The organism is Pseudomonas sp. UBA5666 (assembly GCF_002420785.1).
GTDB classification, from domain to species: Bacteria; Pseudomonadota; Gammaproteobacteria; order Pseudomonadales; family Pseudomonadaceae; genus Aquipseudomonas; species Aquipseudomonas fulva.
Map to the genome: position 1 here is coordinate 79,196 of NZ_DIIQ01000037.1, position 24,213 is coordinate 103,408.

The window sequence follows — 24,213 nt, forward strand, 5'->3', positions numbered from 1 at the left end:
TGGCAGCGGCGGGCTCGCCCACCGGCCGCCAGGTAACCGGCTATTGAACGACCTGGGCCTGCGCAAGCGCCTGACCGTCATGCCACCACGCTGCCAGGCTGAACACATGGGGCACCTTGAGGATGCTGAAATGATCGCCGGGCGCCTTCCATACCTTCAGCCCAGGCAGCAACTGTTGCCAGCGCTGCTGCATGAGACGGTGCTCGGCAGCGTTGCCTTCGGCGTCCAGCCCCGGGTCGTCCACCAGCACCAGCCCTGCCGGGCCGGTGTACGGCAGCTCTGGATGGTAAGGCGTGCGCAGCGCAGCACCGAAAGTGCGCACCGTGCCGTCGAGCGCACGCGCACTGGATCTGGCGGGCATCAGCCCTGCCCGCACCACGGCCGTGTGCAGTTGCTGCTGTTGCTGGTCGTCGCTGGCTTGTGCAAACGCCACCCGGTCCAGACCAAGGGGTTTGCCGGTGGACATTTCCAGCGCTTCGATCAGGCGCAGCAGCGTCTGGCTGAAGGTATGGGGCTGGCCGCAGATGCTCCCTGGGCCTGGGCCCTCGCTGTCGATCAACGTCAAGGAGCGCACTTGACGCCCTTTGGCCTGCAAGCGCGCGGCCATGGCATGGGCCACCCAGCCTCCGAACGAATGCCCCACCAGGTTCAGCGGGCCCTCGGGATAGACCGCTTCGATAGCCTGCACATGCCAGGCCGCCGCAGCCTCGACGCAGGTGTGCGGCAGCGACAGGCCATCCAGGCCTCGGGCCTGCAAGCCTTGAACGGGCCACTGCGGGCCCAACGCCTCGGCCAGGCCGATGAAGCTGGTCACACTGTCGCCGGCACCGGCTACGCAGAACACGGGCGTGTGCCCGGCAGCGCCGGTCTGAATAGCCACGGGGGCCAAGGGCGGTGGTACAGCCGGGGCAGCAGCACACGCCAGCGCCTGCGTCAGCACCTGGCCAACGGTCGTCACATGGGGCGCTTGCATCAAGCTGCGGTGATCCCCCGGAACGGTGTGCGTCACCAGCACCTGGGTCGGCAACGCCGTGCGCCAGCCAAGGCCCTCAGGCGCCTCGTCAGCCTGCGCGGCGCAGAGCAGGTGCACCGGCACATCCACCGGCGCTGGGCGGTAATGGGCCAGAGCATGGCCATGGGCGAGCTCGCGGCCGAAATAATGCCGCAGGTCCGCGTCCGTCATGCTGGCCCACAGGCCGTAGAGCACCTCGTGCTCACGGCAGCTTGCCAGCAAGGTCGCAAAGTCGGCCTGGTCCTGCTCCAGGCGCGCGAGCAGCGCCCGCTTGGCGCGGCCTGCCTCGCCCTTGGTTTGCCAGTACGCCGTGCAGTTGAGCAGCAACTGCCGCTCCAAGGCATACGGACCCTCCCAGCGTGCCTTGCCTTGGTCGGCCAAGCGCGGTGCGTAGGTGTCGATCAAACCGATGAATGCCACCTGCTCGTCAACGCCGCGCAGTTGATTGGCCATTTCCATGGCCAGCACACCGCCGAATGACCACCCGGCCAGACGGTAGGGCCCGTGGGGTTGCACGGTGCGCATCTGCGTGATCTGGTAGCGCGCCAGACATTCCAGCGTGCGTGGCTGTGGGGCATCGCTGGGTAATCCCGGCAGGCCGTAGATGGCAAAGTCGCCTCCCATCTGGTGGGCAAGCACGGGGAAGTAGAAGTCCAACCCGGAAAATTCATGCACAAGGAACAGCGGCGTCTGGGCAGAACCCGGCCGGACCGGGATCACGGTCGCTACCGCTGGCGCTTGCCTGTCCACCCGCTTGGCCAGCAACGCCACGCTCGGACGCTGGAAGACGTCAGTGAGCGCAACGGGTACCCCGGCCTTGCGCAGGCGGTCCACCAGGCGAATGGCCGCCAGCGAGTGGCCGCCCAACTCGAAGAAGTTGTCATGGCGGCCCACCTCATCGACGTCGAGCAACTCGCACCAAAGGCTCGCGACAAGCTGCTCGACGTCCCCGCAAGGGGCTTCGAACGGGCGCTGCTGCACCTCGGGCGCTGGCAACGCCTTGCGGTCAAGCTTGCCGTTAGGGCCGAGCGGAAGCGCGGCCAGGTGGATGAAGTGCGACGGAACCATGAACGCTGGCAGGCGCGCCATCAAGACGGCCCGCAGCGCCTCGGGGATGAGACGCTGGCCCGTGTAGTACGCTACCAGGTGCTGGTCGCAGGCGAGCACGACCGCTTCCTTGACGGTGTCCACGGCCGTCATCGCCGCCTGAATTTCACCCACCTCGATACGCAGGCCATGAAGCTTGACCTGATCGTCGTTACGCCCCAGGTATTCAAGGTTGCCGTCCGGCAGGTGCCGCGCAAGGTCGCCTGTGCGGTACAGCCGCCCGCCTGGGCGCTGACCGAACGGGTCATCCAGGAAGCGCTCGGCGGTCAGTTCGGGCCGGTTCAGGTAACCGCGGGCGACCTGCACGCCACCGATGTACAGCTCGCCGGCCACGCCCTGCGGTACCGGCTGGCCTTGCTCGTCCAGCACGTACAGGGTGGTGTTGGCGATGGGCTTGCCGATTGGGGTGTTGTCGGGTGCGCTCACGCAGTGCCAGGCACTCACATCCACGGCGGCTTCGGTCGGGCCGTAGAGGTTGTGCAACTCAACGCCCGGCAGCTGCTGGTGGAAGCGGCGCACGAGGCTGCCCGGCAGTGCTTCGCCGCTGCACACCACACGCTTGAGCGAAGGCGCGGACCAGCCTGATTCCAAGGCCGAGAGGAACACGTCCAGCATTGACGGCACGAAGTGCAGCGTGCTGACGCCTTCGGCCTCAATAGCGTGTTGCAGGTACTGCGGGTCGCGGTGCCCGCCGGGCCTGGCCATGACCAGCTTCGCACCGGTCTGAAGCGGCCACAGCAGCTCCCAGACCGAAACGTCGAAGCTGAACGGGGTCTTCTGCAGTACAACGTCGTCAGCACCCAGCGCATAGGCGTCCTGCATCCACAGCAGACGATTGACCACGCCGGCATGCTCGTTCATCACGCCCTTGGGCAAGCCGGTCGAGCCTGAGGTATAGATGACGTACGCCAGGTGCTGCGGGGTGAGCCCCGGAACTTCCAGGTTGGTGGCAGGCAGTTCCAGGCTCAACGGCGCGTCCAGATCGATCACGACGCCGTGCTCGGGCACATGCCGGGTCGCCGCGTGCACCAGCACCGCCACCGGGTCGCTGTCGGTGAGCATGTGGCGAATACGCTCTGCCGGGTAGTCCGGATCGACCGGCACATACGCGCCGCCCGCCTTCAGGATTCCGAGCAGCCCCACCATCATCGACAAACTGCGTTCAACGCAGATCGCCACGCGATCATCGGGCGTCACGCCCAGCGCGATGAGGTGGTGAGCCAGGCGATTGGCCTGGGCGTTGAGCTGCTCGAAGGTCAGCTCGCCCTCCTCGGCGCTGACGGCGACGGCCTGCGGGGTGCGCTGCGCCTGGGCCTCGACCAGCGCGTGCAGGGTACAGATAAGGTCATGGTCGGTGCCGGTCGCATTGAAGGCGTGCAGCACCCGCTCGCGTTCTTCGCCAGCCAGCAGGTCGATGTCCGCGACGATGGCCTGGTCGCTGGTCGCAAAGGCTTGCAGGACGCGCTGCAGGTAACCGGCGAAGCGTTCGATTGTGGCGCGGTTGAACAGCGCGGTGGCATACACGATGCCACCGGCAAAGCAGCCGGCCCGCTCACCCATGCTCAAGCTCAAATCGAACTTGGCCACTTCGGCCTCGGCAGCCATGGCGCTGACATGCAAGTCTGCAAACGCAGGGGCCCGATGCCCGGCGTTGGCGTCCCAGTCCAGCGTTGCCTGATACAGCGGCGTATGCCCAAGGCTTCGCCGCGGGCGCAATAGCTCCACCACCTGTTCGAACGGAACATCCTGATGGGCCTGGGCCTCCAGCACCACGGCCTTGGCCTGCGCCAGCAACGCAGATACCGGCGGGCGGCCCGACAGGTCCAGGCGCAAGGCCAGGGCATTGACGAACATGCCCACCATCCCCTGGACCTGGCTCTGCCGTCGATTGGCGACCGGCGAGCCGATGACCACATCCTGCTGCCCGGACAGGCGAGCGAGCAGCGCTGCCCACGCTGCCGTGAACAGCATGAAAGGCGTGACGCCATGGCGCGTGCACACGGCTTTGAGGGCTTCACTGGACGGCAGGTCGAGCTGGACCTGGACGCTGTCGCCCGCGTATTGCTGGCGCTCCGGACGAGGCCGGTCCCATGGCAGGCTGAGCAGCGCGGGCGAGCCGTGGAGCTGCTTGCGCCAGTAGTCGGCTTGGGCATCCAGCGCCGAACCGTTGAGCCAGCGCTGCTGCCACTGGGCATAATCGAGGTACTGCACCCTGAGCGCGGGCAGCGGGTTGGGGGCGTGCGTAGCGAAAGCCTGGTAGAGCGCCGCGAGCTCGCCGATCAGAATGCCCAGGGACCAGCCATCCGCCACCAGGTGGTGAACGACCAGTAGCAGCGCGTGGCGGTCATCACCGAGGTCCAGCACGTGAGCGCGTATCGGCAGGTCCTGGTCCAGAGCAAAGGGCCGCGCGGCCTCGGCACGGGCCCATGCTTGCAGACCAGGCGAATCCAGCCCGCAGGCCCGGTGCCACTGCACGGTGAACGCCTCTGTATCGGTTGCCAGCGCCACATACGGTTCACCGTCATGCTCATGGAATCGGCTGCGCAGGCTTTCATGACGGTCCACCAGCGCACGCAGGCTGCGCTCCAGCGCCTGACGGTGCAGGCGCCCTTCCAGGTGCAGCGCCACCGGAATGTGATAGGCAGCACTGGCTTCAGACATCTGGGTCAGGAACCATAGGCGCTGCTGGGCCAGGGAAAGCGGCAGGCGCTCTTCACGCGGCATCGGTTCCAGGGCCGGCAAGGCCTGCACGCTGGCTTGCAAGGTGGCCGCCACTGCAGCCAGGCAGTCGTCGGCGAACAGGTCGGCCAACGCCAGTTCGCAGCCCATCTGTTCGCGTACCTGGGCCAGCATGCGCATGGCCAGCAAGGAGTGCCCGCCCTGCTCGAAGAAACGGTCCTGCCGGCCGATGGTGTTGAGCCCAAGCAGATCGGCCCAGATACGCGCCAGGTCAGCCTCATGCCCAGCCCGAGGAACCTCGAACACCACCGTCGACAGATCCTGCAGCCCCGGGGCCGGCAGCGCCATACGATCGATCTTGCCGTTGTTGTTCAGCGGCATCCGCACCAGAGGCACGAACGCCGACGGCACCATGTAATCGGGTAGTCGGGCGCGCAGGTAATCGCGAAGATCCGTGCCATCAAGGTCCTCGCTACGGCGTGTGTACCAGGCGACCAATCGGTGAGGCCCGTGGGCCTGCTCCATGGCCATCACCAGCACCTCGCCGATGCCGGGTGCCTGAGCCAGCACTTGCTCGATTTCGCCAGGCTCGATACGGAAACCGCGGATTTTCACCTGATCATCGTTACGCCCCAGGCATTCGAGCTGGCCGTCGGCATTCCAGCGCACCAGGTCGCCCGTGCGATAAAGACGCGCCCCCGCCTGCTGGCCGAACGGGTCTTGGACAAAGCGCTGTTCGGTCAGGTCGGGCCGATTCAGATAACCCAGGGCCACACCGTCACCGCCGACATACAATTCACCGACCACGCCCTGTGGCACCGGGCGCTGCCACGCATCCAGCACATACACCTGGGTATTGCCGATGGGGCGGCCAATGGGGACCTGGTTTGCATCCGGCGCCAGGGCCTGAACTTCGCAGGTCACGGCAAAGGTGGTGGTCTCGGTAGGGCCATAGCCATTAATCAGGCGCAGGCCAGGTGCTTGGGCCAGGAGCGCGCGGAACGCAGCCGGCTCGGCCCGCTCCCCGCCGCTGATCAGCACCCGCAGCCCGGCCAGGGCCTGGGGCACCAGCTGTACGTACTGGTTGAACAGCGCGGTGGTCAGGAACAGCACCGTGATGGCCTGGTCCTGCAGCGCGCAGGCGAAACGCTCAGGGTCGACCAGCGTGGCGTGGTCGATCACATGCACCTGGCCGCCGTTGAGCAACGCGCCCCAGACCTCGAAGGTGCTGGCATCGAACGCCGGGTTGGAGGCGAGGCCCAGGCGGTCATTGGAGCCCAGTTCGACATAGCCGTTGTCCACCACCAGGCGCACGATGCCACGGTGCGGGACGCACACGCCCTTTGGCTGACCGGTCGTGCCGGAGGTGTACATCACGTAGGCAGTGCTGTCGGCGGCCGGTGCCAGGCCCAGGTCATCACCAGACCCGTGTGCAAGCTGCAAGGTATCCAGGTCGATGCGACGTGGGCCCAGGGGTGCATTGACCGTGGCCACTGTCAGCACGAGGCTGGCCTGGCAGTCCTGCACCATGAACGCCTGGCGCTCGGCAGGTGCATGCAGGTCAAGCGGCACATAGCTGGCCGCACACTTGAGCACGGCCAACTGGGCCACCAGCAAGGAGAAGGAGCGCGGCAACAGCAGCGCCACCTGCGCAGCGGGCTTGACGCCTTGGGCAATCAGGTAGCGTGCCAGGCGGTTGGCCTGCCGGTTGAGCTCGCCATAACCCAGGACGTGCTCGCCATGCACCGCGGCGATGGCGGCGGGATGCTCGGCCGCGCGTCGCTCGAACAGATGCGTCACGCTGCACGCGCGGGGACAGGCAGTGTGTGTCTGGTTAAGCGCATACAGCAGATGATCACGCTCGGACGCGTCCAACAGGTCTACCTGGGCCAACGGTTGCTGGTCATTGGCCGTCATCGCCCGGAGCAGCCGCTCGAAGTAACCCAGGTGGCGGCGCACCGTCGCCTCATCGAACAGCGCAGTGGCGTAGTCCAGGCTGCCAATCAGGCAGTCGCCCTGTTCCCCCAGGTTCAAGGTCAGGTCGAACTTGGCCACAGCGCTGGCTTGGTTGACGGCCTCCAGTTGCAAACCTGCCAGCGTCAGCGCGGCACCCTCGGTCGCCTGCCAGTTCAAGCTGACCTGGAACACGGGCGTATGGCTCAGGCTGCGCGCAGGGCGCAGCACTTCCACCACGTGTTCGAACGGCACGTCCTGGTGGGCCTGGGCCTGCAGAACCCGGTCGCGTACCTGGCCTATCAAGGCGTGCGCGGTCGGTGCTGCGCTTGGGTCGATGCGCAGGGCCAGCGTATTGACGAACAGCCCGACCAAGGGTTCGAGTTCGGCACGCCCTCGTCCTGCGACCGGGCAGCCGACCACCACTTCGGACTGGCCGGACAGGCGCGCCAGCAGTGCTGACCATGCGGCCAGCACCGTCATGTACACCGTCGCACCGTGCTGATGGGCCAAGGTGCGCAGTGCCGCCGAGAGACGCGGCGACAGGTGCACCGGCACGCTGGCACCGGCCAGGTCCTGCCGCTTCGGGCGTTGCCGGTCGGTGGGCAGGTTGATCAGCGTCGGCGCGCCCTCCAGCGTCTGGTGCCAGTAATCGAGCTGCTGTTGCAGGCGTTCACCCGTCAGCCATCGACGCTGCCACACGGCGTAATCGGTGTACTGCAGGGCCAGTGCGGGCAGCGGGTCCTCCCGGCCCTCACGCAATGCGGCATAGAGCAGGTTCAACTCGTGGGTCATCACGCCCAGGGACCAGCCATCGGCCACGATATGGTGCACGGTCATGGCCAGTACGTGATGCTGCTCGTCCAAGCGCAGCACATGCGCCTGCACCAGGGGCCCGCAGGCCAAGTCGAAGGGGATTCGGGCAAGCGCCTGAAGCCGGGCGGGCAACGCGGCGGGCGTCACTGCTTCGCGTTGCAACCAGCCTGTCTGCGGCACTGGGCAAATGACCACTTCGGCGCTGTCAGCCACGGCCTTGAACTGGCTGCGCAGCACCGGGTGGCGCTCCAGCAGGCGCAGCAGGGCTGCTTCCAGCGCATCGACATCCAACTCACCGCGCAGGCCAAGGGCCAGGGGGACGTTGTAGGCCTGGCTGCCACCCTCCAGCTGGGCCAGGAACCACAGGCGCTGCTGGGCGAAGGACATGGGCAAGGCCTGCCCTGGCGCTGCGGCCACGATAGGCGGCACCTCGCTGCGCCCAGCCTGCTCCAGGTGCCTGGCCACGCTGGTCAATTGTGCCGCGGCAAACAATGCTGCCAGGCTCAGTTTAGCCCCCAGGCGTACGCGCACTTGGGACACCATGCGCATGGCCAACAATGAATGCCCACCCAGGCGGAAGAAATCATCATGCCGCCCGACCCGCTCCACGTGCAGCAACTCGGCCCACAGTTGGGCCAGGGCCTGTTCGAGTTCACCCACCGGCGCTTCGAAACCCACCTCGAAGAGCGCTGTGCGCTCCGGTGCCGGCAGTGCGCGGCGGTCGAGCTTACCGTTGGCGGTCAGGGGCAGCGCTGGCAAGGCGACGAAGGCTACCGGCACCATGTACTCGGGCAGGTGGGCCTGCAATTGGGCGCGCAGGCCTTCAGGTTCGAGCGGGGCCACGTCGGGCCTGACCGTGTAATAAGCCACCAAGCGCGGGTGCCCCGGCTGATCTTCGCGAGCGATGACCACTGCTTCGTCGATACCTGCCAAGGCCGCCAGGCGGCTCTCGATCTCACCGGGTTCGATGCGCAAGCCGCGGATCTTGACCTGGTCATCGTTGCGGCCCAGGTACTCCAGCGAGCCGTCGGCAAGCCAGCGCACCAGATCGCCCGAGCGGTACATGCGGGCACTGGCCGAGGTCGCGAACGGGTCTTGCACAAAACGCTCGGCCGTCAGTTGCGGGCGGTTCAGGTAACCACGGGCAACCCCGGCACCCCCGATGTACAGCTCGCCAGGTACGCCCAGCGGCACCGGTTGCAGGCGCGCATCGAGCACGTACAACCGGGCGTTGTCCACCGGTTTGCCGATGTGCAAGGCGCAGCCGGCGTGCACGGCGCCGGAGCTTGCCACGACCGTGGTTTCGGTGGGGCCATAGTTGTTCACCACGGTAAAGCGTTGAGTTCGGTTGAACTGGCGCAAGCGGTCACCGCCAATCAGCAGGGTGCGCAGCGTGGGATGTTCCAGGTGATGATTGAAGGCATATTCGGCCACAGGCGTGGGCAAAAAGCTCACATCCAGCGGCTGCGCCTGCCACCAGGCGAGCATGGCGTCCAGGTCATCACTGGCGCCGCTCGTCGGGGCCAGGTGCACGGTTGCGCCGGCGCACAGTGCCGGCCAGATCTCCCAGGTCATTGCATCGAAGCCGAACCCGGCAAGGCTTGAGGTATGCCGGCCCGGGGCCAGGCCGAAAGCGCGGCAATGCCAGTCGACCAGGTTGTTCACCGTCAGGTGCTCGACCATCACCCCTTTGGGCTCACCGGTCGAGCCCGAGGTGTAGATCACATAGGCCAGGTGCCGAGGGGTGAGGGCTTTGACGACAGGATCGTCGCACCGGGCCGGCCAGTCGGGCTGGTCCAGCAGCAGTACCGGCCGTGCGCTATGACCGACCCGTGGCAGCAGCGCCCGTTGGGTCAGCAGCGCCACCGGGGCGCTGTCTTCGAGCAGGTAGCGGACCCGCTCGTCCGGGTGGGCAGCATCGACAGGCACATAGCCTGCGCCTGCCTTGAGCACTGCCAGCAGGCCCACCAGCGTTTCCAGGCCGCGCCGGGCAAGCACCGCCACGCGGTCATCCGGTTGCACCCCCAGGGCGATCAGGTGATGCGCCAGGGCATTGGCCTGGCGGTTGAGTTGGCCGTAGCTCAACTGCCGTTCGCCAAAGGTCGCCGCCACCTCATCAGGGCTATGCTGGGCGCGCTGCTCGATACGCTGGTGCAGCGTATGCTGCTCGTCATAATCGGCGTGGGAGGCATTGAAGGTGTCCAGCAGCCATTGACGCTCGGCGACAGGCAACATGGGCAGGTCGAGTACCGCCGCCTGCGGCGCGTGCAACAGGCTCTCCAGGGTCTGCCGTAGATAGGCGCAGACACGTTGCGCCGGTACCTGGGCGTCGGCAAGCAAGGTCAGGCGCAACCCCTCACCCAGGTCGTCGATACTCAAGGTCAGCGGGTAGTTGGTGGCTTCTACCGAGTCGATGATGTCGATGCCGGCCAACGCTGCCCGGCGCGGCTCAGCCGGGCCGACAGCGCTGTGCCGGTAATTGAGCAGGCTGTTGAACAGCGGCGCAGGTGCGGCCACGCCACTGCACCGTTGGGCCAGGGCCAGTGGCGCGTGTTCATGGCGCATCAAGGCGGTCAGGCGCTTGTGGGTCGTATGGATAGCGCCTTCAAGGTTCGCCGCCGCCAGGTCCACCCGCAATGGCAAGGTGTTGATGAAGATGCCCAGGGCCCGGTCGGTGCCTTGCGCGCCGAGCAGGCGCCCCATCAGCACCGTGCCGAACACGACCTGATCGCGCCCGGTCAGCCCGCCCAGCACGCGCCCCCAGGCCAGGTGGAACAGGCTGGCAACGCTTACCCCCAGGGTGCGTGCATGGCTGCGCAAACCCTGACACAGCGCCAGCGGCAAGTCGAGTTGATGCTCCTCATGCACCGAGTCGCCACCCTGTACCTGGGCAAGCCCGTAGGCCAGGGTCGGCTCGTCGATGTCGCCCAGCATGTCGCGGAAGAAGGCTTCGTGCTCGGCCTCGCTGACCCCAAGCACGGCTTGAGCCACGTAGTCACGAAACGGTACCGCGGCCCCGAGCTGCGCGCCGTTGCCGGTCAGAAAGGCGATCAGCTCCTGCCGGACCACGTCCAGTGCACTGTGGTCCAGGGCGATGTGATGGAACTGCAAGGTGGCGTGTAACGTGCCATCTGCCTGAGCGGGCTCGCGCAGCAGGCGGATGAGGGGTGCCTGGGTCAAGTCGATCCAGTCCCGGTCGGTCGCCGGGTCCGCCAGCGTCAGCACCGCGAGCTCAGCGTGCCGCCAGACCACCTGCAGAGGTTGGGCCAAGCCTTCCCAGTGTACCGACGTGCGCAGGATGTCATGGCGGGCGATGACGCCGCGCAGCGCCTGCGCGAAGGCGTCGAAACGTGCCTGGCTGGCAAAGGCGAAGCGCGCTTGCATCACATACGGGTCGTGGCCTTCGGCGCGGGCATGGTGGAACAGCATGCCCTGCTGCAGGGGCGCCAACGGGTAGATGTCCTGCACGTTGGGCGCCCCGCCCGGGATGGCAGCGACCACCTGGTCCACGGCGGCCTGGTCCAGGGTCACCAGGTTGAGCATCGCTGCACTGATGTGCGTGCTCCCAGGTGCGATGAGGTTGGGTGGCACCGCCACCGGGCCGTGCTTGCGAGCCACGTATTCGCCGCGTTCGATCAGGCTCACCAGCGCCGGTTTGTGGGCCCGCAACTGGGCCACCAGGGCGCCGTCGGTCAGTGCCTGCCGGTTGCCCTGCACCACCAGTTGGCCATCCTTGAGCGCCAGCTGCACGTCGTGGTCGGCCAGTGTGGCCAGTAATTGGTTGATGCTCACAGGACGATCTCCATTCTGTCTGTGATGGCTGCGTAGCCTGCCAGTGTCGGTTGGTCGAACAGGGCCCGCACGTCGGCTTCAAGGCCCGTTTCGCGCAACCTTGAAGTCAGGGTGACGGCCAGCAGCGAGTGCCCGCCCAGCTCGAAGAAGTTGTCGTGCCGCCCTACCCGCTCCACCTCAAGCAGCTCGCACCACAGTGCAGCCATCAGGGTCTCGGTCGGCCCTTCGGGGGCTTCGAACGGGCGCTCCGGCAGTACGTCGGGTTCGGGCAACGCCTTGCGGTCGAGCTTGCCGTTGGGGCTTAGCGGCAAAGCCTGAAGGTGCATGAACAGCGCCGGTACCATGAAGTCCGGCAATTGGTGCAGCAAGGCCGTGCGAAGCGCGTCCACCTTTTGTTCGGCTCCGGTGTAGTAGGCAATCAGGCGCTGGTCGCGGGCGATGACCACGGCCTCCTTGATGCCCGCGACAGCCGTCATGGCCGCTTGGATTTCACCCAGTTCGATACGCAGCCCACGCAACTTCACCTGATCGTCGTTACGCCCCAGGTATTCAAGGTTGCCGTCCGGCAGGTGCCGCGCCAGGTCTCCCGTGCGGTACAGCCGCCCGCCTGGGCGCTGACCGAACGGGTCATCCAGGAAGCGCTCGGCAGTCAGTTCGGGCCGGTTCAGGTAACCGCGGGCGACCTGCACGCCACCGATGTACAGCTCGCCGGCCACGCCCTGCGGTACCGGCTGGCCTTGCTCGTCCAGCACGTACAGGGTGGTGTTGGCGATGGGCTTGCCGATTGGGGTGTTGTCGGGTGCGCTCACGCAGTGCCAGGCACTCACATCCACGGCGGCTTCGGTCGGGCCGTAGAGGTTGTGCAACTCAACATCCGGCAGTTGCTGGTGGAAGCGGCGCACGAGGCTGCCTGGCAGTGCTTCGCCGCTGCACACCACACGCTTGAGCAAAGGCGCGCACCAGCCTGATTCGATGGCCGAGAGGAACACGTCCAGCATCGACGGCACGAAGTGCAGCGTGCTGACACCTTCAGTATCGATGACCTGTTGCAGGTACTGCGGGTCGCGGTGCCCGCCGGGCCGGGCCATGACCAGTTTCGCACCGGTCTGCAATGGCCACAGCAGCTCCCAGACCGAAACGTCGAAGCTGAACGGGGTCTTCTGCAGCACAACGTCGTCGGCACCCAGCGCATAGGCGTCCTGCATCCACAGCAGGCGGTTGACCACGCCGGCATGCTCGTTCATCACGCCCTTGGGCAAGCCGGTCGAGCCTGAGGTATAGATGACGTACGCCAGGTGCTGCGGGGTGAGCCCCGGCACTTCCGGGTTGGTGGCAGGCAGTTCCAGGCTCAACGGCGCGTCCAGATCGATCACGACGCCGTGCTCAGGCACATGCCGAGTCGCCGCGTGCACCAGCACCGCCACCAGGGCGCTGTCGGTGAGCATGTGGCGAATACGCTCTGCCGGGTAATCTGGATCGACCGGCACATACGCGCCGCCCGCTTTTAGAATTCCGAGCAGTCCCACCATCATCGACAAACTGCGTTCGACGCAGATCGCCACGCGATCATCGGGCGTCACGCCCAGCGCGATGAGGTGATGAGCCAGGCGGTTGGCCTGGGCGTTGAGCTGCTCGAAGGTCAGTTCGCCCTCTTCGGCGCTGACGGCGATGGCCTGTGGGGTGCGCTGTACCTGATCTTCGATCAGTCGATGCAGCGTGTGATCGAGCCCGTACGCCTTTTCGGTAGCGTTGAAACCTGCCACCACGCGTTCACGCTCATGGCTTTCGAGCACGGGCAATTGCTGTACGGGCAGCATGGGGGTGCGTTCAAGCCCGCTCAGCAGCGCTTGCAGCACCTGTTGCACCTGCCCGCAGATGCGCTGCGCGCCGATCTGCGCAGGTACGGTAGCCACCAGTCGGAAAGCCTCGCCCAGATCATCCACGTTCAGGTTCAGCGGGTAGTTGGTGCGCTCCTGCCCGTCCACCACCTCAATACCCGCCCAGCCTTCGCCGCGATCGGCACCCGGCTGGGTGCCATGGCGATAGTTGAGCATTGCGCTGAAGAGCGGCTGCGGCGCCGCGACGCCACTGCAACGCTGTGCCAGCGCCAGCGAGGCATGCTCATGGGCCAGCAGGTCGCTGAGCCCCTGATGCACGGCCCTGGCCGCATCGACCATGCCGATGGCCTCCAGGTCCACACGCAGTGGCAAGGTGTTGATGAACATCCCCAGTGCCCGCTCGGACCCTTCTCCGCCCTGCAGGCGCCCCAGCAGCACGGTGCCGAACACCACGCGCGTTCTGCCACTGGCAGCCCCGAGCAGGCGGGCCCAGGCCAGGTGGAACAACGAAGCAACACTGATGCCCAGGCGCCGAGCTTGTTGGCGCAAGCCGGTGGACAGCGCCTCGGGCAAGACCTGCCTGGCCTCGTCCAGGTCGCGGCCGTCGCCTTGTACGTCATCCAGGCCATAAGGCAAGGTCGGCTCGTCGATGTCACCCAGTTGCGCGGTGAAGAACGCTTCATGGGCGCGCTGATCGACCCCCAGCCTGGCCTGGGCGACGTAATTGCGGTAAGGCACCGCAGCATGAGCCGGTGCGGGGGCACCACTGAGCAAGGCTGTCAGTTCTTCGCCCACCACCTCCAGCGCCGTGTGGTCCAACACGATGTGGTGGAACTGCAAGCTGGCGTCGATGCCGTTCTGTCCCTGGCTGTACACCAGTCGCAGCAGCGGCGCCCGCGCCAGGTCAAGGGTGGCAGTGGCCGACAGGTCAGCCACGGCGTCCACGCTCAGGCGCGCCTGGCGCACCACCACCTGCACCGCTTGCGGCAGCCCTTCCCAGAAGATCGCCGTGCGCAATACATCGTGGCGGGCGATGACCTGGTCCAGTGCAGCGGCAAAGGCCTGCAGCCGTTGCTTGTCGCTAAAACGCAGGCGCGTGTGCAGCACGTAGGGATCATGCTCGGCCGACAGGTGATGGTAGAGGATGCCCTCCTGCAACGGCGCCAGGGGGTAGATGTCCTGCACGTTGGCTGCACCGCCCGGGACCTGCGAGACGATCCGCGCAATGCAAGCCTGATCCAGCTCGATCAGGCTGAGCATGTCGGGGGTGATGTGCGAGCAGCCGGCCGGGATGCGGTTCTCGGGCACCTGGACCTGACGGCTGGCAGTGAGCGTGGCAGCCAGGGCAGCCACGGTGGGCTGGCCGAACAAGGTGCGCACATCGACCTGCAAGCCTTCAAGGCGCAGCCGAGCAGTCAGGGTGACGGCCAGCAGCGAGTGGCCACCCAATTCGAAGAAATTATCATGCCGGCCTACCTGCGCCACCCCCAGCAATTCGCCCCACAGGCGGGCCAGCAGGGCTTCGGTATCACCCACCGGCGCCTCGAAGGCCCGTCCCTGCACCACGCTGTCCGGGGTGGGCAAGGCTCTGCGGTCGAGCTTGCCGTTCGGCGTCAGCGGCCAGCGATCCACGTGAATGAACACCGCAGGCACCATGTGCTCGGGCAAGTGCTCGAGCACGCCCTGGCGCAGTGCCTCTGGTGCCTGTGGGTCACCGGTGTACCAGGCAGCCAGGCGCGTACCGTCCACCGCCAGCACTACGGCGGCGTGCACGCCAGGCAGGCGCTGCAGGCAGGTTTCGATTTCGCCTGGTTCGATCCGCAGGCCACGCAGTTTGATCTGCTGGTCGAGTCGACCAAGGAAGACCAGCTCGCCCTGAGCATTCAGGCGCACCAGGTCGCCACTTCGGTAAAGCCGCTCGCCCTCGATGAAGGGATTGTCGAGGAAACGCTCCGCCTGCTGCTCGGGCAGGCCCAGGTACCCGCGCGCCACGCCAGCACCGCCTATGTGCAGGTGCCCGGCAACGCCTGGCGGCACCGGTTGGTCGTGTGCATCGAGTACATACAGGCGGGTATTGTCCACCGGGCTTCCGATCGGCAGACCAGCGATGGGGATGCCGGCAGTGGGCTGCAGCGTCCAGGCGCTGCAATCGACCGTGGTCTCGGTGGGGCCGTAGACGTTGTGCAGACGCACCTGGGGCAACTGCTCGCGCACTTGCGTGGCCAGCGCATGGGTCAGCTCACCGCCGCCGCACACGATGTCTGTCAAGCCTGAACACAGGCGGCTGCCTGGATGATCGAGGAACTGTTGCAGCAGCGCAGGCACGAACTGCACCACGGCCACGCTCTGCGCCTGGATCAGCCGAGCCAGGTAGTCCGGGTCGCGCTCGCCCAACGGGCGGGCCAGCACCAGGCGCAAGCCGCTGCACAGTGGCCAGAACAGCTCCCACACCGAGGCGTCGAAGCTGATCGGCGTCTTGTGCAGTACAGCCTGGATCCCCGCGAGCGGCCACTGCCCTTGGCTCCAGTGCACCAAGTTCACCACGTTGCGGTGCTCGACCATGACGCCCTTGGGCAGCCCGGTAGAGCCGGAGGTATAGATTACGTAGGCCAGGTTGCGTGCTGTGAGCCCAGGCACCTGGGGAGCCAAAAGCGCTTGCTGCGCCCACAGGGCGGTGTCCATGTCCACCTTGGGCGCCTGGGTAGGCAGCGCCAGGTCGCCGGTGGCGCGATGCACCAGCACCGCGCGTGGGTCGCTGTCGCGCAGCATGTGGCCAATCCGCTCGGCGGGGTAACCAGGGTCGATCGGCACATAGGCCGCGCCGGCCTTGAGGATGCCCAGCAGGCCAACCACCAGCGCGACACCGCGCTCAAGGCAGAGCGCAACGCGGTCGTCGGGCTGTACGCCCAGCGACAGCAAATGGTGAGCCAGACCATTGGCCTGTTGATCGAGCTCGGCGTAGCTCAGCTCGCCGTCCTCAGCGACCAGCGCGATGGCCTGCGGGCTGCGCAGGGCCTGCGCTTCGAAAAGACCGTGCAGGGTCTGGGTCAGGTCATGTGGACAGGCGCGATGGTTACCCAGTACTGCTGCGCGCGCCGCAGGGTCAAGCAGTGACAGGCTGTGCACCGGTAGCGCCGGGCGCCGTTCAAGCGCATCCAGCAGCTCGACCAGTACATGCGCCAATTGCTCGCACAGTGGGCGGGCGCCGATGGGCCTGCACACCTGGGCGGTGATGCGCAGCCCTGTGCCCAGGTCATCGACGTTGACGCTGATCGGGTAATTGCCATGCCCGCCGGCCGGCAGCACCTCGATACCCTCAAGGGCCTGGTCGCGCGCCTGCTGCTCTTGCTCGGTCGCGCCGTGGCGGTAGTTGAGCATCGCGCTGAACAGCGGCGTGGGTGCGGCCACGCCGCTGCAGCGCTGGGCCAGCGCCAGCGAGGCGTGCTCGTGGACCAACAACGCAGCCAGGCGCTGGTGGGTCAGCTGTACCGCTGCCCGTACGTCGAGCCCTGCCAAGTCCAGGCGCAGCGGCAGGGTGTTGATGAACATACCCAAGGCCCTGTCGGCGCCCTCGCCGCCTTGCAGGCGCCCAAGCAGCACAGTGCCGAAGACCACGTCGTCCTTGCCACTGGTGGCCGCGACCAACCGCGCCCAGGCCAGGTGCACCAGGCTTGCGGCGCTCACCCCGCACTGGCGGGCCAGCGCCCGCAGCCGTTGATACTGCTCAGTGGCCAAATCGGTACTGGCCAGCTCGAAATCACCGCCTTCATGCTGCAGATCGGCAAGCCCATAGGGCAGCGTCGGCTCTTCGACATCGCCCAGTTCGGTCCTGAAGAACGCTTCGTGCTCGGCCTCGCTGATACCCAGCCGGGCCTGGGCCACGTAGTTGCGGTAAGGCACCGGCGCCCCTGCCGGCGTCTGGCCGTGCAAGTGATCGCGAATCTCTGCCAACACCACCTTCATGGCGGTGTGGTCGAGCACGATGTGGTGGAACTGCAGCACGGCCTGCACGCCTGCCGCGTCATGGATAGGCAACAGCCGAATCAGCGGCGCCGAGGCAAGCTCGATACGTTGACCGGCAAGCATCGCGTCGTTCGAGGTCACCTCGATCAACGCCAGGCTCGCCGAACGCTGCACCACCTGCACCGGCTGGGGCAGGCCATCCCAGAGCACCGCCGTGCGCAGCACGTCGTGGCGAGCCACCACCTGGTCGAGGGCCTGGGCAAAGGCATGCAGCCTTTGCCGCGAATCGAAGGCGACCCGCCATTGCAGCAGGTACGGGTCGGCATCGTCTGCACTGAGGTGGTGATAGAGAATGCCCTCCTGCAGCGGCGCCAGTGGGTAGATGTCCTGGACGTTGGCCGCACCGCCGGGGATCGCAGCAACGATGCGGTCCAGCGCAGTCTGATCCAGCATCAGCAAGGGCAGCATGGTCGGGATGATGCGGGTGCAGTGGGCCGGGATGCCGTTGGCAGGGATTTGGACCTCGCGGGCTGAGCCCAGCGCCCCGGCCAGTGCCGCCACCGTCGGTTGCCCGAACAACACGCGCACATCCAGGGCCAAGCCTTGTTCGCGCAGCCGCTCGATCAGGCTCACGGCCAACAGCGAATGCCCGCCCAGTTCGAAGAAGTTGTCGTGCCGGCCGACCTGCTCCAGGCCCAGCACGTCGGCCCACACCTGAGCGATGATCGCCTCGGTTTCACCCAGCGGGGCCTCATACCCCTGCTGGACCAGGTCTTGGGGCTGTGGCTCGGGCAGCGCGCGACGGTCGAGCTTGCCATGGCTGGTCAGGGGCAGCGCCTGGATGCGGATGAAGGCCTGGGGCAACAGCTGACCAGGCAGGCTTGCCTGCAAGCCCTGGCGCACGTCACTCACCTCGACAGCAGAGGTCTCGGTGAACCAGGCCAGCAAGCGTTCGCCGCGCACTAGCACCACGGCATCGCCGACGCCGGGCTGCGCCCGGAGCGCGGCCTCGATTTCACCCAGCTCCACCCTGACGCCACGCACCTTGACCTGGTCGTCGTTGCGGCCCAGGTAATCAAGCGTGCCGTCGCTGTTCCAGCGCACCAGGTCGCCGCTGCGGTATAGGCGGGCGTTGGGAAGGCGGCTGAACGGGTCACGCAGGAAGCGCTCTGCGGTCAGGTCCGGCCGGTTGAAATAGCCTCGCGCCACTTGCGCGCCACCAATGTAGAGCTCGCCGGTGACCCCGACCGGCACAGGCTGGCCCAGGTCATCGAGCACGTAGACACGAGTATTGGCGATGGGTGTGCCAATGTGCAGGGCTGCGCCGGGTGCCAACGCACCCGAGGTGGCAACCACGGTGCACTCGGTGGGGCCATAGTTGTTGACCACGGTGAACCCTGGGTCCTGCTCGAACTGACGCAGGCGATCGCCGCCCACCAGCAGGGTGCGCAACGTGGCGTGCTGGTGTGGGCGGCGCAGCGCCTGTTCAGCCACAGGGGTCGGCAGGAAACTGACCGTCAGGGGTTGTTCGAGCCACCAGTCCAGCAACGCCTCGACCTGCTCGTTGCCCAGGTAGGCCGGCGGCAGGTGCAGCGTGGCCCCCGCGCACAGGGCGGGCCAGACTTCCCAAGCCATGGCGTCGAAACCGAAACCGGCAACGCTGGAGGTGCGTGTGCCCGCCTGCACGGCAAACGCCTGGCAGTGCCAGTGGACGAGGTTGGTCACGGTGTGGTGCTCGACCATGACGCCCTTGGGCTGGCCGGTGGACCCTGAGGTGTACACCAGGTACGCCAGGTCATTGGCAGTCAGCCCCGCCACGTGCGGGTTGTCGGTAAGGCTCAGGTAAGCATCCGGCTGGTCGAGGTCGATGCGGCGCACGTGCGGCGGCAGGCCGCCAATGTCGGCCTGGGCCAGCAACAGGGCCGGCGCGCTGTCTTCGAGCAGGTAGGCGATACGGCTGGCCGGATAGGCCGGGTCCACGGGCACGTAGGCGGCCCCGGCCTTGAGCACGGCCAGCAAGGCGACGATACGGTCCAGTGTGCGATCAAGGCACAAGGCGACGCGGTCAGCCCTGCCTACACCCTCTGCGATCAGCCGATGGGCCAACTGATTGGCGCGTCGGTTAAGCTGGGCGAAGGTCAGGGTCAGGGAGCCCTGGCACACCGCTGTGGCATCGGGCACCGCGGCAGCCTGGGCCTCGATCAGCCCATGTACGGTCTGGCCCTGTGGGTACGCTTGCGCGGTCAAGTTGAAGCCGCCCAGCACCTGCTCGCGCGCCGCATCGTCCAGTATGGACAGGCGCTGAACGCTGGTTTGCGGGTTGTGCTCCAACGCCCGAACCATCTGCGCCACGGCCATTGCCATCCACTCGGCGACCCGCGCCGCGCCGATGTCGATCAACGCCAGCACATTGAAGGTAAAACCATCACCCAGGTCGTTGACGCTGAGGGTGAGCGGGTAGTTGCTGCGCTCCTCTGCCCCCAGCAGCTGTACGCCCTCCCAGAGGCCGTCACCTGCCTGGGCGGCCGGGTCGGCGCTGTGGCGGTAGTTGAGCAGCGCGCTGAACAACGGCGTCCCGGCGGCCACGCCGCTGCAACGCTGGGCCAGTGCCAACGACGCATGCTCGTGGGCCAGCAGGGCCGACAAGTGGCGGTGCGTGGCCAACACGCCTTGTTCTACCCCGGCGGCGGTATCGACACGCAGAGGCAGGGTGTTGATGAACATGCCCAGTGCGCGGTCGGCGCCCTCGCCGGCTTGCGAGCGCCCCATCAGCACCGTGCCGAACACCACATCGCTGCGGTTGGCCAACACCCCAAGTACACGGGCCCAGGCCACGTGCATCAGGCTCGCAGCACTGACACCCAGGCGTCTGGCCTGGGCACGTAGGCCCTGGGCCAGGCCGTGGTCGAGCGCCAGCAAGGCGTGCTCGATGCCAGCACCGTCGCCTTGCACGTCGGCATGACCGAGCGGCAGGGTGGGCTCATCGACATCGGCCAACAGGGTCTTGAAGAAGGCCTCGTGGGCGGCTTCGTTGCCCAGGCAAGCCTGGGCAACGTAATTACGGTATGGCACGGCCGGCGGCAGGGTATGCCCTTGCCCGAACAGCAAGGCGCGCATCTCGTACAGCACCACGTCCAGGGCCGTGTGGTCCAGTGCCAGGTGATGGAACAGCAACACGGCCACCACCCGGTGATTGTCAGGGTCCAGGCTATAGTGCAACTGCGCCAGAGGTGCCTGGCTCAGGTCCATGCGGTGATGGCGGGCATCGAAGCGCGCCTGCAACTGGTCGATGCGCGAGGTGCCCGAATCCTCGTGCAGGTCGGTCACCTCGAAGACGCCCAGCTCGGCTTTGCGCCACACCACCTGCAGCGGCTGCGCCAAGCCGTGACTCAGGACAGCGGTGCGCAGAATGTCATGTCGGTCGATGACCTGTTGCAGGGCGCCGGCCCAGGCCAACAGACGCTCGATGCTGTCGAATGCCAGGCGTGTCTGCAAGAGGTAGGGGTCGCCCTGCTCTGCGCTCAGGTGATGGTAGAGCACGCCCTGCTGCAGGGGTGCCAGCGGATAGATTTCCTGCACGTTGGCAGCGCCGCCTGGTACCTGAGCAGTGATGCGGTCGATCAGGTGCTGCTCCAGCGTGATCAGGCTGAGCATGTCGGGCGTAATGCGCTGCGCGCCCGTCGGCACGCCATTGGCCGGCACCTGCAAGGCCGGGCTATCGCCGACCACAGCAGCCAGGGCGGCGACGGTGGGCTGAGCGAACAGCATGCGCACGTCCACCACCAGCGACGCCCGGCGCAGACGCTCGACCAGCGTGACCGCCAACAACGAGTGCCCACCCAGCTCGAAGAAGTTGTCGTGGCGCCCTACCCGGTCGACCTGCAGCACGTCGGCCCAGATCGCGGCCACGGCTGTTTCAGTCGGGGTGTGCGGGGCTTCGAAGGCGCTGGCAGCAAGGCTTGAGGTGTCCGGGGTTGGCAACGCCCGGCGGTCAAGCTTGCCATGGCGGGTCAGCGGCAATGCATCGAGGCAGGTCAGTGCCGCGGGCACCAGTTGCGCAGGTAGACAGGCCTGCAACGCCTCGCGCAGCGCCAGCGCTTCAAGAGGCCGAGTTTGGGTATACCAACCCAGCAGTCGGCCGTCGCGCACCAGCACCACGGCGTCTTCGACACCAGGCTGGCACTTGAGCGCCGCCTCGATTTCACCCAGCTCAACGCGCACGCCGCGAATCTTCACCTGGTCGTCGTTGCGCCCGAGGTAATCCAGCGTGCCGTCGGTGTTCCAGCGTACGAGGTCACCGCTGCGGTACAGGCGTGCCTGAGGGTCATCGCTGAACGGATCATTGATGAAATGCGAGTGCGTCAGTTCGGGGCGGTTGAAGTAGCCCCGCGCCACCTGAGCGCCCCCGATGTACAGCTCGCCTACGACGCCCACGGGCACCGGTTGCAGGCCTGCGTCCAGCACGTAGACCTGGGTATTGGCGATCGGCGTACCGATATGGAGGGCACCGCCTGGGCGCAGTTGTCCAGAAGTGGCGACCACGGTGGTTTCGGTCGGGCCGTAGTTGTTGACCAACGCAAAGCCTGGGTCGCGCTCGAAGTGGCGCAGGCGATCGCCGCCTACCAGCAGGGTGCGCAAGGTCGGGTGCTGGCGCTCGCGGCGCAGCGCGTGCTCGGCCACGGGCGTTGGCAGGAAACTCACCGTCAGCGGCTGCTCCAGCCACCAGTCGAGCAGCGCCTCGACATGCTCATTGCCAACATCCGCCGGCGGCAGGTGCAGCGTAGCCCCGGCGCACAGGCAGGGCCATACCTCCCAGGCCAGGGCATCGAAACCGAACCCGGCCACGCTCGAGGCGTGGCCGTGCTCGTCCAGCTCGAAGGCCTGGCAGTGCCAGTCCACCAGGTTGACCAGGGCACGGTGTTCGACCATTACGCCCTTGGGCTGGCCGGTCGAGCCTGAGGTGTAGACGAGGTAGGCCAGTTGCCGATCATCCAGCCCCGTGACCACAGGGTCGTGTGTCGGGGCGTCGGCAGGGGGATGGTCCAGATCCAGACGCGGCACGCCAGTGGGCAGGCCTTCGATGCCGGACTCGGCCAGCACCCAGGCGGGTGCGCTGTCGGTCAGCAAGTAGGCGATGCGGTCGGCGGGGTAAGCGGGATCGACGGGCACGTAGGCCGCACCGGCCTTGAGCACCGCGAGCATGCCGACCAGCCTGTTGGCATTGCGCGGCAGGCACAGGGCGATGCGTTGGCCTGGCTCCACACCCTCAGCCAGCAGCCAGTGGGCCAGCTGATTGGCCTGCTGGTTGAGCGCCGCGTAGCTCAGCACCTGGCCGTCCTGACGCAGTGCGATGGCCTCTGGCGCCACGCGCGCACGGGCTTGGATCCGTGCGTGCACAGTGTCGCCCTGCCGATAGGTGCAGGCGGTGTCGTTGAAGCGACGCACCACCTGATCGAATTCCTGCGGCGGCAGTACGGCCACGTGCTGCAAAGGCGTGTCGGGCTCGTGTTCCAGGGCGTGCACGAGATTGGCGAGCACCTGCTCGAACTGCTGGCTCAGGCGTGCGGCATCCCATTCAGGCAGGCTTTGCACGGTCAGGCGCAGGTCGTCGCCCAAATCGTCCACGCTCACCGTCAATGGGTAATCGGTACGCTCCTCGGCGCCGACAATGTCGATACCCGGCGCGACAGGAATGATCTCGGCGGCGTCGCCGGCGTCGCTGTGACGGTAATTGAGCATGCTGTTGAACAAGGCCGTGGGCGCAGCCACCCCGCTGCAGCGCTGAGCCAGGGCCAGGGACGCTTGTTCGTGGGCCAGCAAGCCGGTCAGACGACGGTGGGTGTGCAACAGGCCGTCCTTGACCCCCACCTCTGTCACGTCGATACGCAGCGGCAGCGTGTTGATGAACATGCCCAATGCCTGCTCGCCGCCCTCCCCGGCGGTCATGCGGCCCAGCAATACGCTGCCGAACACCACCGTCTGACGCCCGGCCAGCTGCCCTACCCACCGGGCGAAGCCCAGGTGCAGGACGCTGGCTGGGCTGACCCCGAGCAGCCGGGCCTGTTGACGCAGGCGACGGGCCAGAGGGGTCGGCAAGGTCAGGCGGGCTTGCTGCAGAAGCTGCTCGGGCTTTGCCTGGGCACCGAAGGCCAGGGTCGGCTCGTCGATATCGGCCAGCATGTGCTCGAAGAACTGGGTGTGGGCTTGTTCGTCCAGGGCCTGGCGGGCCGCCGCCAGGAAGTTGCGAAACGGCGTCGGCGCGGGCAACTGCGCGGCCGTACCGGCCAAATGCGCCTGGATTTCCCGGCGCACGATATCGAGCGCCGTGTGATCCATGATCATGTGATGGAAGGTCAGCACTGCCACCCACGCCTGCCCCTCACCCTGGGCTTGGGCCAGTTGCATCAGGGGTGCCTGGCGCAGGTCCAGTCGATAATGGCGTGGGGCGAGGTGGTCGCACAGCTCGGTCAGTGCACCGTGGCCTTTGAACGGCAACGCTTCACGCACCAGGGCCGCTTCGCGCCATACCACCTGCACGGGCTCGTCCAGGCATTCCCAATGTACGGCAGTGCGCAGGATGTCGTGGCGCTGGATGACCGCTTGCAGGGCGTCGGCGAAGGCATCGAGGTGCGTCTTGCTGGCGAAACGCAGTTGCACCTGCGACAGGTAGGGGTCGCCGTCCTGCGCCGACAGGTGGTGGTACAGCATGCCCCGCTGCAGGGGTGCCAGCGGGTAGATGTCCTGTACGTTGGCCGCCCCGCCCGGCACGCTGTCGACGATACGGTCAATGGCCGCCTGGTCGAGGCTGACCAACGGCAGCATGTCGGGGGTGACGCGAAATGCCGGGCTGAGCCAATCGTCATCCTGACTTGCAAGCATCTCCAGCAAGGCCGGCTTGTGCCGGGACAACGCCTCCCACAGGGGGTCGTCCAGCGTCTGGTCATCACCCAGGACGATCAGGTCCTGGTCTTCACGCTGCAGACGGATGGGACGGGTGGAAAGTGCGTTGATCAGTTCGCTGAAGTGCATCGGTAAGCATCCTGCTTTGCCTGG

Annotated in this window: 2 protein-coding genes; both read right to left on the reverse strand. The window is 66.8% G+C overall.

The features are described 5' to 3' along the window. Positions 1–40 precede the first annotated feature (40 nt). Positions 41–11,359, reverse strand: coding sequence for a non-ribosomal peptide synthetase (locus tag B2Y33_RS16230; RefSeq protein ID WP_206406230.1), 11,319 nt, complete (start codon positions 11,357–11,359; stop codon positions 41–43). Next, entirely contained in the window at positions 11,356–24,189 is a 12,834-nt protein-coding gene (locus B2Y33_RS16235; RefSeq protein WP_288633133.1) for a non-ribosomal peptide synthetase, read from the reverse strand. Before B2Y33_RS16235 ends, B2Y33_RS16230 begins: the two co-directional genes overlap by 4 nt. Positions 24,190–24,213: the final 24 nt, after the last annotated feature.

What these genes read in the sequence shown, in the direction of transcription:
- B2Y33_RS16235 (WP_288633133.1), bottom strand. Translation starts at nt 24,189, where the DNA reads ATGCACTTCAGCGAACTGATCAACGCACTTTCCACCCGTCCCATCCGT.